Genomic DNA, 15,076 nt, shown 5'->3' on the forward strand with positions numbered 1-15,076 from the left:
CGAGCGAAGACGGGCACGGACGTGAGCGCATTAGGGTAGAGTTAAGGGACTGGCTTTTCGCCGCTCGAGCCGCCACCTAAGTGGCATGCCCCCTCCCCCGCCCCCGCCGATGATCCGGGTCGTCGATCTTGAAACCACCGGCCCCGCCCCGCCCGCGCACGGCGTCTGTGAGATCGGCTGGCAGGATCTCGCGCAGGGCGCCGACGGCCGTTGGGAGTTGATCGGCGAAGGCGGTTCGAGGTTGGTTAACCCCGGTCGATCGATGCCGCCGATCACGCAGGCGATCCACCATATCCTCGATGAGCAGGTCGCGGACGCGCCAATGTGGCATGATGTCGCGCGCCAGGCGCTCGATCCGTGGCCGCGCCGGCTCGCGCTCGCCGCGCATCGTGCCGATTTCGAGCAGCAATTCTGCACGCCCGCGCTCACCCGTAGCGCTGAATGGATTTGCACGTGGAAATGCGCGATGCGGCTGTGGCCCGACGCGCCGAGCTTCTCCAATCAGGTGCTGCGCTATTGGCGCAAGCCCGAAGGCATCGAGCATGAACGCGGCCTGCCCGCGCATCGCGCCTTCCCCGACGCATATGTGACCGCGTTCCATCTGCGCGACATGATCAATTTGGTCGGTGTCGAGCAGTTGCTCGAATGGTCGCGACTGCCCGGCCTGCTGCCGCGCGTGCGCTTCGGCCCCGATCGCGGCAAGGAATGGCACGAGATCGAGGATGAATCGCTCGCCAAGTTTCTTGGTGACCGCGATATCGACGTGCGTTTCACGGCGGAGACCGAACTCGCGCGCCGTCAGGGCGGCGGCTTCGTCGGACGGCAGACGTTGCAAGATCGACTATTGTAAGCGTTTGCTATGTTGATCCACATCAAGGTGGGGCGGCTGGTGTTTTGCGCCGACGCCCTCTACCACCCCGCACGATGATCCGGCGAGCGCTACGAATATTCGGCGAAAGCGAAGGTGCGATCGGCCGCCTTTTGATCACCTGTATGAGTATCGGTTTCGCCGCGCTGCTCGCGGCGGGCGTAGCTGCGGTGTGGACGACGATGCGCAGCCAAGCGCATACCGACATGGTCAACCACACCTATACGGTCAAACTCGCGATCGCGCACACGCAGACGCTGATCGAACAGGGCGAAACGGCGCGGCGTGGCTATCTGCTGACCGGCGATCCTGATTACCGGCATAATTACGACGTGGCGGCGCTGCAGACCGCGCCCGAAATCGCGCGGATCGCAAGGCTTACCGGCGACAATCCGGTTCAGCGGCGGAACCTCGCGACACTCCGGCCCTATCTGCGCGCGCTGTTTGCGCAACGCGCCTCCACGAACGGCCAGATCGCGCGGGGTGACAAGGCGGACGCGCTCACCAGTTTCCTCAACGAAAAGGGCGCGCGTCGGATGTACCATATCCGTGCCGTCCTCGCCGCGATGGGCGATGAGGAAACGCGATTGCTCGGCGTTCGTGACATGGAGCAGCGCAACACCGTGCGCGCTTTCTACGGCGTGCTCGCGGCGGCGGGCGTGTTGCTGATGATCGTCGCGCTGCTCTCGATCACGACCGTGCAACGCTATACGCGCGACCTCGCCCAATCGCGCGACACGCTGCGCGACTTCGCGGATTCGCTGGAGGATCTCGTCGCCGAGCGCACCACCGAACTGACCCGCGCCAACGAGGAGGTGCAGCGCTTCGCCTATATCGTCAGCCACGATCTGCGCTCACCACTCGTCAACGTGATGGGCTTCACCGCCGAACTGGAAGCGGCGACCGCGACGATCACCGGGCTGATCGACCGAGCCGAGCAGGACGCCCCCGAGATCCTGAGCGACGAGGTGCGGCTGGCCGCGCGCGAGGATCTGCCCGAGGCGATCGGCTTCATCCGCACGTCGACGCAGAAGATGGACCGGCTCATCAACGCGATCCTCAAGCTGTCGCGCCAGGGCCGCCGGGTGATCACGCCCGAGCCGCTCGACACGGGTGCGTTGGCGGCGACGGTCCGGGCCAGCGTGCAGCATCTGCTCGACGACCGCGGTGCTGAGCTCGAGATCGCGCAGCCGATGCTCGCGATCGTCAGCGATCGTCTGGCGCTCGAGCAGATCTTCTCGAACCTGATCGAGAACGCGGTCAAGTATCTCGATCCCAAGCGGCCCGGTCGCATCATCGTGCGCAGCCGTCGCGAAGGCGTGCGCGCGATCTTCGAGATCGAAGACAATGGCCGTGGCATCGCGCCTGCCGATCATGCCCGCATCTTCGACCTGTTCCGCCGCTCCGGCCAGCAAGACCAACCCGGCGAGGGCATCGGCCTCGCGCATGTTCGCGCCTTGGCGTACCGGCTCGGCGGGACTATCGACGTGGCGTCCGAGCTGGGCCGCGGCTCGACCTTCCGCATCAACCTTCCCATCACCTATGTCGAAGCCCCGACCACTCGAACCGAGCGAGACCCCGCATGAACGACCACCGTTCCGTCAGCATCGTGATGATCGAGGACGATGAAGGCCACGCGCGCCTGATCGAGAAGAACATCCGTCGTGCCGGCATCCTCAACGACATCACCCATTTCACCGACGGCACCACCGCGCTCGACTATTTGTTCAACCATGCCGACGGCCCGGCCCACAATGGCCCCGCCCTGGTGCTGCTCGATCTGAACCTGCCCGATATGAGCGGGACCGCCATCCTCGCTAAGATCAAGAGCACCCCGGCCCTCAAGCGCACGCCGGTGGTTGTGCTCACCACCACCGACGACAAGGTCGAGATCCAGCGCTGCTATGATCTCGGCTGCAACGTCTACATCACCAAGCCCGTGAATTATGAGAGCTTCGCGCAGGCGATCCGTCAGCTCGGCCTGTTCCTGTCGGTGATCCAGGTGCCGGAGATCGAAGGCAACTGATGGCCGATACGCCGCCCACCTATGTGCTCTACATCGACGACGATGCCGGCCTGCGCCGCCTCGCCTCGCGGTCGCTCGCGCGGCACGGGTTCGTCGTCACGGTGGCGGAAGGCGGCGCCGAGGGGGTCGCGCTCGCGCGGGAACAGCGGTTCGACCTGATCGCGGTCGACCATTACATGCCCGGAATGGATGGGCTGGAAACGCTCGGACACCTGACCGCGCTGCCCGACGCGCCGCCGGTCGTCTATGTCACCGGCTCGGAAGAAGGCCGCATCGCGGTCGCCGCGCTGAAAGCCGGCGCGGCAGATTACGTCGTGAAGTCGGTGGGCGCCGATTTCTTCGATCTGCTTGCCTCCGCGTTCGCACAGGTGCTCGAACGCGCCAAGCTCGAACGCGACAAGCACGCCGCCGAGCAGATGCTGCGCGCGAGCAATGCGCGGCTCGAAGCACTGTTGCGCGAGGTCAACCACCGCGTCGCCAACAGCCTGCAGATCGTCTCGGCGATGGTGCGGATGCAATCGACCGCGCTCGCCGACGAGAATGCGCGCGCCGCGCTGGAGGATACGCAGCGCCGCATCACCGCGATCGCGCAGGTGCACCGCCGGCTCTACACCACCAACGACGTCGAACAGGTCGATATGCGCGAATATCTGCGCGCGCTGGTCGACGAACTCGGCGAGACATGGTCGAGCGACGCCGAGCCGCGCACGCTCAGCCTGTCGGCCGAACCGATTCGTCTCGCGACCGACCGTGCGGTCTCGCTCGGCGTGATCGTCACCGAGCTGGTCAGCAACGCGTGCAAATATGCGTATCCGCTCCAGGCCGGCGAGGTGCGGATCGCGCTGTCGCAGGTCGATGGTGACCAGTTCCAGCTCGCGGTCGAGGACGATGGCGTCGGCATGGACGTCGCCGCGCCGGCGCGCGGCACGGGCGTCGGCACCAAGCTCATCCGGGCTATGGCGCAGAGCCTCCATACGATCGTCGAATATGATGTCGGGCACCGGGGCGTGCGCGCGACGCTACGCGCCGCGCTGGGGTAAACCTCATCAGTCCGTGGATAGTCCGTGCGCCGCGTCCGCGAGTCCGCCGTCGGCGGGCCGCTCGCCAAGGACGGTAACGATACTGCCGACGATGATCATCGTGCCGCCGACGAGGATCGTCGCCCCCGCCGGATCGCCGAAGAAGCCGATGCCGAGGATCGACCCGACCAGCGGCTCGATGTTGATGAACACGCCCGCGGCCGCGCTGCCGACCCGGCTCGCGCCGATGTTCCACGCGACCGTGGCGAGGAAGGTCGAAAGCAGGCCCTGACCGGCGATTCCGGCCCACGCCGCCGCCGACATCCGCAGCGGCGGCGCGCCATGCAGCAGCAGCGCGATCGGAAACACGGCCAGGGCGGCGATGACAACGGTAACGGCGGGCACCGCCATCGCGCTCGCGGTCTTGGGCGCCCGCCGCAAAGCGAGCAGCCACGCGAGGAAGATCAACAGCGCGATCAGCGACAGTGCGATGCCGAGCGGCGTGCCGGAGCCGTCGGGCTTGCCGGCGATCAGCACCGCGCCGAGCGTCGCGGCGGCCACGCCGATCCACGATGCGCGACTCACCCGCTCGCGCAGCAGGAACGCCGCGATCGCGATCAGCGCTGGCATCGCGCCGACCAGCAACGCGGCGAGCGTGACGGTGACGCGCGCCAGCCCCTCGAACTGCACCACGAACGCGACGCCATAGCAGATGCCGGCGATCACGACCGGCGCCGAGCGGAACAGCGCGCGCGCCTCGCGCGAAGCCAGCGCGAAGGGCAGCGAGACGACCGCGGCGATCGCGAAGCGCAGCAGCACCATATGCGCCGCCCCCATCTCGTGCAGCGCGATCTTGCCGAGCGGGAAGCCGAGCCCCCAGAAGATGCCCGCGAGGGCGAGGAACAGGAAGGGCAGCATCGCCGCACCGTCGCACAGGAGCGGAGCCGATGCCACCACCGCGTGCTACCACCGCGGTGACGATTGCGGCACCGGGCCGCGCGCTTGCAACCCCTGCGGTTGACGCTGCACCGCAGCATAGCCACGTGAGGCAGTATGAATGCCCCCGCCCATTTCGCCCCGATCGTCGCCGAGCGCCCCGCCGCGCCAGTCGCGCTGGTCCATTTCGCCCTCGCAATGGGCGGGTTCGCGATCGGCACCACCGAATTCGCCACGATGAGCCTCGTCCCCTATTTCGCCAAGGGGCTCGGCATCGACGAGCCGACGGCAGGGCATGTCATCAGCGCCTATGCGCTCGGTGTGGTGGTCGGCGCACCATTGCTCGCGGTGGCGGCAGCCAAGCTGTCGCGGCGGACCTTGCTGATCCTGTTGATGACTGCGTTCGCGCTGTTCAACGGGCTGAGCGCGCTCGCGCCGACCTATCACTGGATGCTGCTGTTTCGCTTTCTCAGCGGCCTGCCGCACGGTGCCTATTTCGGCATCGCGGCGCTGGTCGCGGCATCGCTGGTGCCGACCAACCAACGCTCGCAGGCGGTTGGGCGCGTAATGCTCGGGCTCACCGTCGCGACGATTCTCGGCGTCCCGCTCGCCAATTGGCTCGGGCAGGCGGTGGGCTGGCGCTGGGGGTTCGGCGTGGTCGCGGTGCTGGCGTTGCTCACGGTGACGCTGGTCGCGCTGTTCGCACCCCGCGACAAACCTGAGCCGGGGGTGAGTCCGCTCACCGAACTCGGCGCGCTCGCCAACAAGCGCGTGTGGCTGACGCTCGCGATCGGCGCGATCGGCTTTGGCGGGATGTTCTGCGTGTACACCTACCTCGCCTCGACGCTGTTCGAGGTGACGCGCGTCTCCGCGGCGATGCTGCCGGTCGTGCTGATGGTTTTCGGCGTCGGGCTGACCTTGGGCAACATCGTCGCGCCGCGCTTCGCCGACAAGGCGCTGATGCCGACCGGCGCGGTGTTGCTCGTCGGCAGCATCGTGAGCCTCGCGCTCTATCCGCTCGCCGCGACGCACTTCTGGTCGATCTGCGTCGATGTCTTCGCGATCGGCTTCACCGGCGCGCTCGGCACGGTGTTGCAGACGCGGCTGATGGACGTGGCGGGCAAGGCGCAGGCGCTCGCCGCCGCGCTCAACCATTCGGCGTTCAACACCGCCAACGCGCTCGGGCCGTGGCTCGGCGGCATCGCGATCGCGGCGGGTTACGGCTGGACGTCGACCGGCTGGGTCGGCGCGCTTCTCGCTTTGGGCGGATTAACCGTGCTCGGCGTCGCAATGCTCGACGACCGCAGGACCGCGTAGCCCCCCACCGCCGACAGCAGCGAGCCGAGTAGCACGCCCACCTTCACCTCGTCCTGCAGCGCGGCCGCGCCGGGGAAGGCGAGTCCACCGATGAACAGGCTCATCGTGAACCCGATCCCGGCAAGCAGCGCGACGCCGTAAAGCTGCCGCCAGCTCGCGCCCTTGGGCCGCTCGGCGATGCCAAGCCGCTGGGCGAGCGCGACCCCGCCGAAGATGCCGGCTTGCTTGCCGAAGAACAGCCCGAGCGTCACCGCGATCACCAACGGCGCGCGCAACACGCCCGCCGGCAACCCGCCTAGCGCAATCCCGGCGTTCGCGAACGCGAACAGCGGCACGATCGCGAACGCGACCCAGGGCGAGAGCGCATGTTCGAGCCGATGCAGCGGTGAATCCGCGGCGTCGGGCGCGCCCGGCGAGCGCGTGATCGGGATCAGCGCCGCCGCAAGCACCCCGGCCACCGTCGCGTGCGCGCCCGACAGCAGCACCAGCCACCAGAGCAGCGCGAACGCGATCAGATAGGGCGTGAGACGCTTGACCCCTCGCCGATTGAGCGCCGCCATCACCAGCAGCATGCCCGCCGCGCCCGCGAGCGCGATCCAGTCGATTTCCCCAGTATAGGCGACCGCGATGATCGCGACCGCGCCCATGTCATCAACGATCGCGACGGTGGTCAGGAACAGCTTGAGCGAGGGTGGCACGCGCTTGCCGAGCAACGCCATCACCCCGATCGCGAAGGCGATATCGGTCGCGGCCGGAATAGCCCAGCCGGGGCGCAGCGCCGTGTCGCCGCCTGTCACCGCGAGGAAGACCAAAGCGGGCATCACCATCCCCGCCACCGCCGCGATCACCGGCAGCCGCCGTCGCGCTGGGCTGCACAATTGCCCGTCGATCAGCTCGCGTTTGATCTCCAGCCCGACGTAGAGGAAAAACAGCGCCATTAGCGCGTCGTTGATCCACAGATGCACCGTCATCGGCCCGATCATGGGCGCGAGCACCGGGCCAGTGCGCACGTGAAGCAGATCGAAGTAACCGGCGCCGAGCGGGGAATTGGCGATTATCAGCGCGAGTGCCGCCGCCACCATCAGCACGATGCCGCCCGCCGCTTCCCGTCGCAACAAATCGCGCAGCGCCGATCGCGCTTTCTTCGTGATCGACTTCGCCATGCCCGACCCTAACCGATTGAAGGAGGCGACGAAACCAAAACCGGTCGCCGCGCCGTCGATGGGCCGACCCGCTATCGCCGCTCCGGCCCGAAATTGAGCCGCCGCGTGACGTTATAATCGAGCACGGTCATCACGAAGAACGCCGCCGCCTGCTTCGTGCGCGTCCACCACCCGCTGCGCGACGCGTAAAGTTCAGGCGTGATCGCCTCGGAATCGGCGACTTCGCCATCGAAATACGCGCGGACATGCGCGGCGAACGCCGCGTCATCGATCCGCAGCATCATCTCCAGGTTGAGGAACAGGCTGCGCACATCGTAATTGGCCGAACCGATATACACCACGTCGTCGATCAGGAAGAGCTTGGTGTGCAATTTGGTCGGCTGGTATTCGTAGATCTCGACGCGCTTGCGCAACAGCCCGGCATAGGTGAAGCGCGACGCCCAGATCGCGGCGCCGTGGTCGTTCTTCGAGGCGAGCACGATCCGCACGCGTCCGCGCATCCCTACCCTGTCGAGCCGCCTGAGCATGCCGGGATTTGGCGCGAAATAGGCGGCGATCAACCCGATCTCGCGTGCGCCCTCCATGTCGCGCTTGACCGCGCGCGCCCAAGGCGACAGCCGCCGCGTCGGCCCGCCGAACAGCCAGCGCACCGTGCCTTGCGGCTCGCTCCAGTTCGACAGCGCGCGCCTAAGCGAGCGCAGTGGTGGCTTGGGCTGCTTCGCCCAGGCTGACAGCGTGTCGAAATAGCCGGTGATGCGATGCGCGGCATCGCCCTCCACCAGCAGGCCGAGATCGCGCCACGCTTGTTCCGCCGGCGTGCCGAAATACCCGTCCTCGACGTTGAACCCGCCGATGATCGCGCGCGCCGTATCCGCCCGTTCACCGTCGGCAAGCGCGAGCTTCTGATGGTTGCGCAGCAGATACCGCCGCCCCCAGCGTGGCACGAACCGGCAGACGGTCACGCCCGCATCGCGCATCGGGTCGAAGAAATGGCGCTGCTCGGCATGTTCGCTGCCGAGACCATCGACGATCAGCGAAACCCGCACGCCGCGCTCGGCCGCGCGGATCAGCGCGGCGCGGACGGCTTCGCCGGCGCGATCATCGACATAGATGTAATAGAGCATCCGCAGCGTCGCCCGCGCCTCGTCGATCAGCGCGACGAGCGTCTCGAGCCGTTCCGGGCCGTTGACGAGCATCCGCAACCGGTTGCCATCGACGGTGAAGACGGGCTGTGGCGCGGGACGATCCATGTCGGCGTCGTGGCGCGCGGCGGGCCGGCGCGCAAGCAGGGTATCGGGCTTCACATTGGGTCAACGCGAGCGCACGCGGAGGTTTCCATGCCTGGCGGGGCGTTTTCTTGACTCTTCGGCAGGGCGGGACTACAGCGCTTGGCTTATCCTTTCAGCATTATCCACGAAGGAAGCCATTCATGGCGCGCGTCACCGTCGAAGATTGCGTCGACAAGATTCCGAACCGGTTCGATCTGGTGCTGCTCGCCGCGCAGCGCGCACGGCAGATTTCGGGCGGCGCCGAGCTGACGCTCGATCGTGACCGCGACAAGAACCCCGTCGTCGCCTTGCGCGAGATCGCCGAGGAAACCGTCCGTCCCGATCATCTCGAGGAGTCGGTCGTGTCGGGTCTCCAGAAGGTCCAGGTCGATGATGAGGACGCTCCGGATGAGGTCGGTTCGCTCGCGGCTTCGGCCGAGGCGCTTCGCCTCACGGCCGCCGCGCCCCCGCGCAACCAGAATCTCGGCGCCGATTACGACGGCTGAGCCGAAAATCTTCCCGATCACGAGAGGGCGGCCGTTCGCGCGGTCGCCCTTTTTCATGTCGTACGTCCGAAGCATTTCACCGCGCGGGCGCTGAACACACCAGCTTGTTCGGCCCCCGTTAAGCGCGTATTCGCTTGGGCCATCGCATGGCCAGATCTTCCAAAGCCCGTTCCCGCACGCAAGGCGCGCGGGTGTCCGACAAGCCGCTCTGGCGTCGTCGTCTTATCCTGCTGATCCAGATCGGGTTCGGCATCGCCGCACTGGCGCTCGCCGCGCTGGCGATCACGGTCTACGTGACGCGCGCGCAATTGCCGAGCTTCGAGCAGCTCAAATCCTCGCCCAATGGCCAGATGATCCGCGTCCATGCCGCCGACGGCACCGTGATCGTGTCGCTCGGGCCGAGCTACGGCGACTGGCTGAGCTACGACCAGATTCCGGCGGTGATGCGCGAAGCGATGATCTCGGTCGAGGATCGCCGGTTCCGGTCGCACCTCGGCGTCGATCCGATCGGCATGGCACGCGCGATCCGCTTGGGCATCGCCAATCGCGGCACCGGGCGGCGTCAGCAAGGCGCATCGACGATCACGCAGCAGGTCGCGCGTACGATCTTCCTTTCCAACAAATATGATCTTGGCCGCAAGATGCGCGAGGGGTTCCTCGCTCTCGCGCTGGAGCGCAAGTTCAGCAAGGACGAGATCCTCGAACTGTATCTCAACAAGGTCTATTTCGGTGGCGGCGCCTACGGCATCGATGCGGCAAGCCGCAAATTCTTCGGCCACGGCGCCGAGCATTTGACGCTGGCCGAGGCCGCGATCATTGCCGGCCTGGTCAAGGCCCCCTCTGTCTATTCGCCGACCGCCGACGAAGCCGCCGCGAAAGACCGCGCCGGTGTCGTCCTCTCGCTGATGGAGGAAACCGGCGCGATCACCCCGCAGCAAGCCGCCGACGCCGACGTGCAGAACGTGACGTTCGCGCCGGAACCCAAACAGAACAGCGTGCGCTACTTCACCGACTGGGCGCTGCCGCAGCTCGCGACGTTGATCGACGAGCCGAGCCGGCCGCTCGAAGTCTGGACGACGCTCGATCTCGGCATGCAGCGCGCCGCCGATGCGGCGGTGCGCAAGAATGCGCCCGCGGGTGCGCAAGGCGCGCTGGTCGCGATCGACCGCGATGGCGCGGTGCGCGCGATGGTCGGCGGCAAGGATTACGTCTCGTCGATCTACAACCGCGCAACACAGGCGGTGCGTCAGCCGGGATCGGCGTTCAAGCTGTTCGTCTATCTCGCCGCCCTGGAAGCCGGGCACAAGCCCGAGGATTCGATCGTCGATGAGCCGGTGACGATCGACGGATGGAGTCCGCGCAACGACTCACGCCGCAACATCGGCGCGACGACGCTCCGCACCGCCTTCGCCTATTCGATCAACACGGTCGCGGCCAAGCTCGGTCAGCAGGTCGGCTTCAGCACCGTCGCCGACATGGCGCGGCGTTTCGGCATCACCACGCCGGTCAACACGCATCCCTCGATGGTGCTCGGTACGTCGGAAGTACGGCTGCTCGACCTAACGCGTGCGTTCGCGAGTGTCGGCAACAAGGGTGTCGCGGTGACGCCCTACGGCATCACCAAGGTGACGGCGGCGGGGGAGACGATCTACACGCAGCAGATCGACACCAGCCACGTTCTCGTCGCGCCCTATGTCGCCGCCGAGATGACCGATCTGCTCCAGACCACGGTCAACACCGGCACGGGCAAGGCCGCGCAGATCGGCCGCCCGGTCGCGGGCAAGACCGGGACGACCACGTCGAGCAAGGACGGCTGGTTCCTCGGCTTCTCGAGCGGCCTCACGACGGGCGTGTGGATGGGCCGCGACGACGCCAAGCCGATCGCCGGGCTGCACGGCGGCACCGCGCCGGCACGCGCCTTCCATGATTTCATGGCGGTCGCGGTGGCGAACCGCCCGGTCGAGCAGTTCGAGACGCAGGTGACTTTGCCCGACATGTCGATGGAACCCGACGAGGAAAGCTATTTCGGCGCGCCGGACAATGGCGTCTTCGTCGATGACGACGGCAATCCGGTGCAGGGTGGGGGTGCCCAACCGCGGCAGAACGATCGGCAACGTGTCGATCCCGATGGCAACCCGATCGACGACGGCATCATCGCGCCCGATGGCGACCAGCAGGGCCGGCCCGAGAAGCTTGACCAGCAATGGATGGATCATGTCCTGGGCCGCGACACGCCTGCGCCAAATCGACCGCGCGGCGATCGTCCAGCCGCCGCACCGCCGCCAGCGCGGCCGGATCGCTATTCGGACTCGCGCCCGAACCAGTGAAGGCCCGCGCCATGGGCGCGCAGCCATGCGCGCGATTCGGCGGGGTCACGCTCATCAAGATTCGCCGCGAGCGCGTGAAACGCCGGGCTGTGATTCATATGGAGCCGGTGCGCAACCTCGTGCGCGACCGTCGAGCGGCGCACGAACGCCGGCGCGAGGATCAGCCGCCAGCTATAGCGGATCGCCCCGCTCGATGCGCAGCTTCCCCAACGGCCGCGCGGATCGCCGACCGTCACCCTGCTGACCGACACGCCGGCGCGCGCCGCGCACTCCGCGGTTTCGAGCGACAGCACCCGAAGCGCCTCGCGCCGTAACCATAGCTCGACGCGCCGCGACAGACTCTCGGTCGGGCCGCCACAGACCAGCCGGTCGCCGATGCGGGTCACCGCACGGGGGCGGGCAGCGTCCCAATCGATCGTCAGCGTCTCATCGCCGAACGGCACCAGCGCGCCTGGCGCGAACGGGCGCGGCATTGGTAATCGCGCGCGTTGCGCATCGATCCACGCCTGCTGCCCGGCCGCCCACGCGAGCGCCGCCTTGACCGGCGCACGTGGCGGCAGCGTGAGCCGGACGCGCCCGCTCGCCGGATCGACCGACAACCGAGGACGGCGCGCGCGCGGATGCCGGACGACCTCGAACGGTTCGCTCACAACTCCCGATCGATCACGTGATTTTCGAAATCGCCGGCATCATCCTCGGAGATCGTCCAACCGCGCACGGATTCACCTGCGCGGTGAACCGCGTCGCGATCCCCGCTGACCAGATAATGCCACTCCGGCAACGGCTTGCCAGCCGCGCGAAGGCCGTACGCACAGGTCGAGGGCAGCCAGTCGATCGTGTAGACATTGTCGCGATTGAGCCGAACGCATTCGCTCACATAGGCGTGGCGATGGCGGTAATCCGAACATTGCGCGGTCGCGCGGTCGAGCAGACGGCACGACACGTTGGTCGGGAACATCTCGCCGGTCTCTTCATCCTCGAGCTTGTGCAGGCAGCACTTGCCGCAGCCATCGCACAGCGCCTCCCATTGCGCCCGGTCGAGCTTTTCGAGCGGCGTGTCTTCCCAAAACCGCGTGCTCATCGCACCCACCGTCCGAGCTCGGCGGCGACGTCGCCGGGGGTCTTGTCGACCGGGATCAGCGCCAGCGGCTTGTCATTCGGGTCCATCAGATATGCGACACGCGAATGTTGTACCATATAGCCGCCGCCGGGCGCGGGTGGCTGCTTTTCGTAGAAGACCGCATACTCCTTGGCGATCGCCGCGATGGCGGCCGGCGAGCCGGTCAGCCCCACCATGCGCGCGTGGAACGCAGCAACGAACGGCCTGAGCACCGCCGGCGTATCACGTTCGGGATCGACCGTGACGAACACCGGCACCACCTTGGCACCGCGCGCGGCATCCTTCGCCTCGAACGCGCGCAAGCCTTGCCCGAGCGTCTGCATATCGGTCGGGCAGACATCGGGGCAGAATGTATAGCCGAAATACATCACACGGTATTTGCCGGCGAAGCTCGTGTCGGTGACGCTCCTGCCATCCTGATCGGTCAGGCGAAAGGCTCCGCCGATCTTCGCGCCGGCCAGCGGCGGTGGGGCGGTATCGACCGGTTTGGAACAGGCAACCGGGGCAGCCGCCACCAGCAGGGCGACCAGCGACGCGACCGGTACGCGGACAATCTCATTCATGGTGCGCGCAGCATTGATCTGATAGCGGCAAAGGCGCAAGTCTGACCATGCAGGCAAGAGGTCGAATCCATCCATGAAAGCACGTATTGCCGGACTGTCGCTGTTCGCCGTGGCGCTCGCGCTCCCGCTGACCCCCGCCGCGGCGCAACTCGGCCAGTCGGCGGGATATAAATTCCTCCAGGCGATCCGCGAGTCGAAGAACGACGAAGTCATCGCGACGTTGTCCAAACCGGGTTCGACGATCGTCAACACGCGCGATTTCAACACCGGCGAGGGCGCGATCCACATCGTCACCAAGCGCGGCGACATTGCGTATCTCAACTACCTGCTCGCCAATCAGGCCGATCCCAATCTGCGCGACAACAAGGGCGAAACGGCAATGCTGATCGCAGCCGGCAACGGTCGCACCGACATCCTCGAGATTCTCAAAAAAGCCGGCGCCAACGTCAATCTCGCCAATAATAGCGGCGAGACTCCACTGATCCGTGCGGTGCAGCATCGTGATCTCGCGACGGTTCGCACCTTGCTGGCGGAGAAGGCCGATCCCGATCAGGCCGATGTGATCGCCGGCATGTCTGCGCGGGACTATGCGCATCAGGACACGCGTTCCCCAGCCATAGCCAAGTTGATCGACGAGACACCCAAAGCCGCCAAACGCGCCGTATCCGGGCCGCGGCTGTAGTTCGCCACTCTTGTGGATGGCTTCCTCGCTCCTGAACGAAGCATGGCTCAAAACGCGCCGTCGGCCTCGGGGTCGAGCGCCGTGGTCAGCCGGCGCGCGGCGCGGCGGGCGAAGGCGAGGGTTATCCGTTTGCGTGCGGGTGCCGGAAGCGGATGGGTGTACGCCTCACGCGTGATGACGGCATCATAGCGATCCGCGACGATGATTCCGGTACGCCCAGGAAGGAACGCCGCGCCGTTCAGCGGTGAGATGTCGAATCCCGCTGGCACCGCCCAGAAATAGCGGTCGCAACAGCCGAGATAATCGGTCCACTTCGAATCCCCGAGCAGGTCCGCGCGCGAAACCTTGATCTCGACGATAACGACGTTTCCCCGTGCGTCGAGCGCCATCAAATCGGCGCGCCGCCCCCCTTCGAGCGGAACCTCGCCAATGGCGATCAGATCGTGGCGAAGCAGCATCCGAACCGTGCCACGCGCCACCTCAGCGGCGCATAGCGAATCGTGGGCGGTGACGGGATCGGGAATGGCGAGCATCTCCCGATCCTAGAACATTTCACGAACGCGTCAAACCGGCAGGGACCGGTTCACCGCCTCAACGATAGAAGATGTGGTTACCGATCGAGGCGACCTGCGTGCGATTGAAGTTCGCGTTGACGCGGCGCGCGTGGAAGAACAGCGCCTTCGAAGCGGGGCTGTCCCAAGCGTCGGCGAGCGCGACACGGGCGACCGCGAGCGCGGTGCGATAATTGCGGTTCGCGTTGATTTCGGGAACGTGGCCGCCGCGCACGAACGAGAACTGGCCGGGCTGGGTGACGACCGAGCAGATCGAGCCCGGAAAACGGCCGGACTTGCTGCGGTTGATGATGACTTCGGCGACGGCGAGCTGTCCGCTCAGCGGCTCGCCCTTGGACTCGAAATAGATCGCGCCGGCAAGGCACTGAAGATCGTCGCTGCGCGCATCATCGTCGGACTGGGCCGCGACTGCGTCGGCAAGCGAGGCGTAGGAAGTGGTGGGCTTTTCCGAAGACGGGGCGGGATCGGCAGGATCGACCGCGGGCGTCTGGCTATCGGAAGGGGTCTGGGTAACCGCGACTGCCGGAACCATCGAGGTCGGCTGTGCGTTGATAGGCTGGTTGATTTGGAGAGCGAAGCCAGGTGTGCTGGCCCCGGCGAGTCCGGTGATGCTGGCAAAAATCGCCGCGATGGTTGCGGCACGGTGAAGAAGCGACATTAAACCGACAAATATGCGGTGGTGCGCGCAAAAGATCGCCTCAAACGACGC

General features: G+C 66.6%; 16 protein-coding genes. 8 read left to right on the plus strand and 8 right to left on the minus strand.

Annotated elements, in window-relative coordinates; translation table 11 throughout:
- Positions 1–109: 109 nt before the first annotated feature.
- The 4 genes from BLS81_RS14035 (at position 110) to BLS81_RS14050 (ending at position 3,934) form a co-directional block, all read left to right on the plus strand.
- Complete coding sequence (locus tag BLS81_RS14035; protein WP_256326246.1) at positions 110–850, plus strand: exonuclease domain-containing protein; 741 nt, start codon at positions 110–112, stop codon at positions 848–850.
- A 143-nt stretch (positions 851–993) separates the two neighbouring features.
- Complete coding sequence (locus BLS81_RS14040) at positions 994–2,454, plus strand: sensor histidine kinase (protein ID WP_256326247.1); 1,461 nt, start codon at positions 994–996, stop codon at positions 2,452–2,454.
- Positions 2,451–2,894, plus strand: a complete 444-nt coding sequence (locus BLS81_RS14045; protein ID WP_093224796.1) for a response regulator — start codon at positions 2,451–2,453, stop codon at positions 2,892–2,894. The genes BLS81_RS14040 and BLS81_RS14045 overlap by 4 nt, the downstream gene beginning before the upstream one ends.
- Complete coding sequence (locus tag BLS81_RS14050; RefSeq protein WP_093224797.1) at positions 2,894–3,934, plus strand: sensor histidine kinase; 1,041 nt, start codon at positions 2,894–2,896, stop codon at positions 3,932–3,934. The genes BLS81_RS14045 and BLS81_RS14050 overlap by 1 nt, the downstream gene beginning before the upstream one ends.
- A gap of 6 nt (positions 3,935–3,940) precedes the next feature.
- Here the strand turns inward: BLS81_RS14050 and BLS81_RS14055 are convergent, their stop codons facing one another.
- Positions 3,941–4,867 carry a DMT family transporter gene (locus tag BLS81_RS14055; protein WP_218123133.1) on the minus strand — a complete coding sequence of 309 codons (927 nt, stop codon included), beginning with the start codon at positions 4,865–4,867 and terminating at the stop codon, positions 3,941–3,943.
- Positions 4,868–4,966: 99 nt separating this feature from the next.
- Between BLS81_RS14055 and BLS81_RS14060 the strand changes: the two genes are divergently transcribed.
- Positions 4,967–6,166 carry an MFS transporter gene (locus tag BLS81_RS14060; RefSeq protein WP_093224801.1) on the plus strand — a complete coding sequence of 400 codons (1,200 nt, stop codon included), beginning with the start codon at positions 4,967–4,969 and terminating at the stop codon, positions 6,164–6,166.
- Here the strand turns inward: BLS81_RS14060 and nhaA are convergent.
- Both nhaA and BLS81_RS14070 read right to left on the minus strand, forming a co-directional pair.
- Positions 6,067–7,329 carry a Na+/H+ antiporter NhaA gene (gene nhaA, locus BLS81_RS14065; protein ID WP_093224803.1) on the minus strand — a complete coding sequence of 421 codons (1,263 nt, stop codon included), beginning with the start codon at positions 7,327–7,329 and terminating at the stop codon, positions 6,067–6,069. The genes BLS81_RS14060 and nhaA overlap by 100 nt on opposite strands.
- Before the next feature lie 71 nt (positions 7,330–7,400).
- Positions 7,401–8,579 carry a phospholipase D-like domain-containing protein gene (locus tag BLS81_RS14070; RefSeq protein WP_093225075.1) on the minus strand — a complete coding sequence of 393 codons (1,179 nt, stop codon included), beginning with the start codon at positions 8,577–8,579 and terminating at the stop codon, positions 7,401–7,403.
- Between the two features lie 179 nt (positions 8,580–8,758).
- On the opposite strand from BLS81_RS14070, the gene rpoZ reads away from it, so the two are divergent.
- Positions 8,759–9,103, plus strand: a complete 345-nt coding sequence (gene rpoZ / locus BLS81_RS14075) for a DNA-directed RNA polymerase subunit omega (protein ID WP_093224805.1) — start codon at positions 8,759–8,761, stop codon at positions 9,101–9,103.
- Positions 9,104–9,249: 146 nt separating this feature from the next.
- Positions 9,250–11,430, plus strand: a complete 2,181-nt coding sequence (locus BLS81_RS14080) for a transglycosylase domain-containing protein (RefSeq protein ID WP_093224807.1) — start codon at positions 9,250–9,252, stop codon at positions 11,428–11,430.
- Here BLS81_RS14080 and BLS81_RS14085 read toward each other — a convergent pair.
- Genes BLS81_RS14085 through BLS81_RS14095 form a run of 3 tightly spaced genes read right to left on the minus strand, consistent with a single transcriptional unit; the run spans position 11,403 to position 13,113 of the window.
- Positions 11,403–12,080, minus strand: coding sequence for a M48 family metallopeptidase (locus BLS81_RS14085; RefSeq protein WP_093224808.1), 678 nt, complete (start codon positions 12,078–12,080; stop codon positions 11,403–11,405). The genes BLS81_RS14080 and BLS81_RS14085 overlap by 28 nt on opposite strands.
- The gene (locus tag BLS81_RS14090) at positions 12,077–12,511 is read right to left on the minus strand and encodes a YcgN family cysteine cluster protein (protein ID WP_093224810.1); all 435 of its coding nucleotides are present in this window, start codon (positions 12,509–12,511) and stop codon (positions 12,077–12,079) included. The genes BLS81_RS14085 and BLS81_RS14090 overlap by 4 nt, the downstream gene beginning before the upstream one ends.
- Complete coding sequence (locus BLS81_RS14095; protein ID WP_093225076.1) at positions 12,508–13,113, minus strand: SCO family protein; 606 nt, start codon at positions 13,111–13,113, stop codon at positions 12,508–12,510. Before BLS81_RS14095 ends, BLS81_RS14090 begins: the two co-directional genes overlap by 4 nt.
- A 73-nt stretch (positions 13,114–13,186) precedes the next feature.
- Here BLS81_RS14095 and BLS81_RS14100 point away from each other — a divergent pair, with 73 nt between their 5' ends.
- Entirely contained in the window at positions 13,187–13,795 is a 609-nt protein-coding gene (locus BLS81_RS14100; RefSeq protein WP_093224812.1) for an ankyrin repeat domain-containing protein, read from the plus strand.
- Positions 13,796–13,842: 47 nt separating this feature from the next.
- Here BLS81_RS14100 and BLS81_RS14105 read toward each other — a convergent pair whose 3' ends face one another.
- Complete coding sequence (locus tag BLS81_RS14105; protein ID WP_093224813.1) at positions 13,843–14,328, minus strand: MmcB family DNA repair protein; 486 nt, start codon at positions 14,326–14,328, stop codon at positions 13,843–13,845.
- 58 nt (positions 14,329–14,386) lie between these two features.
- Complete coding sequence (locus BLS81_RS14110) at positions 14,387–15,025, minus strand: cell wall hydrolase (RefSeq protein WP_093224815.1); 639 nt, start codon at positions 15,023–15,025, stop codon at positions 14,387–14,389.
- Positions 15,026–15,076: the final 51 nt, after the last annotated feature.

The organism is Sphingomonas sp. NFR15, assembly GCF_900103265.1.
GTDB lineage: Bacteria > Pseudomonadota > Alphaproteobacteria > Sphingomonadales > Sphingomonadaceae > Sphingomonas > Sphingomonas pollutisoli.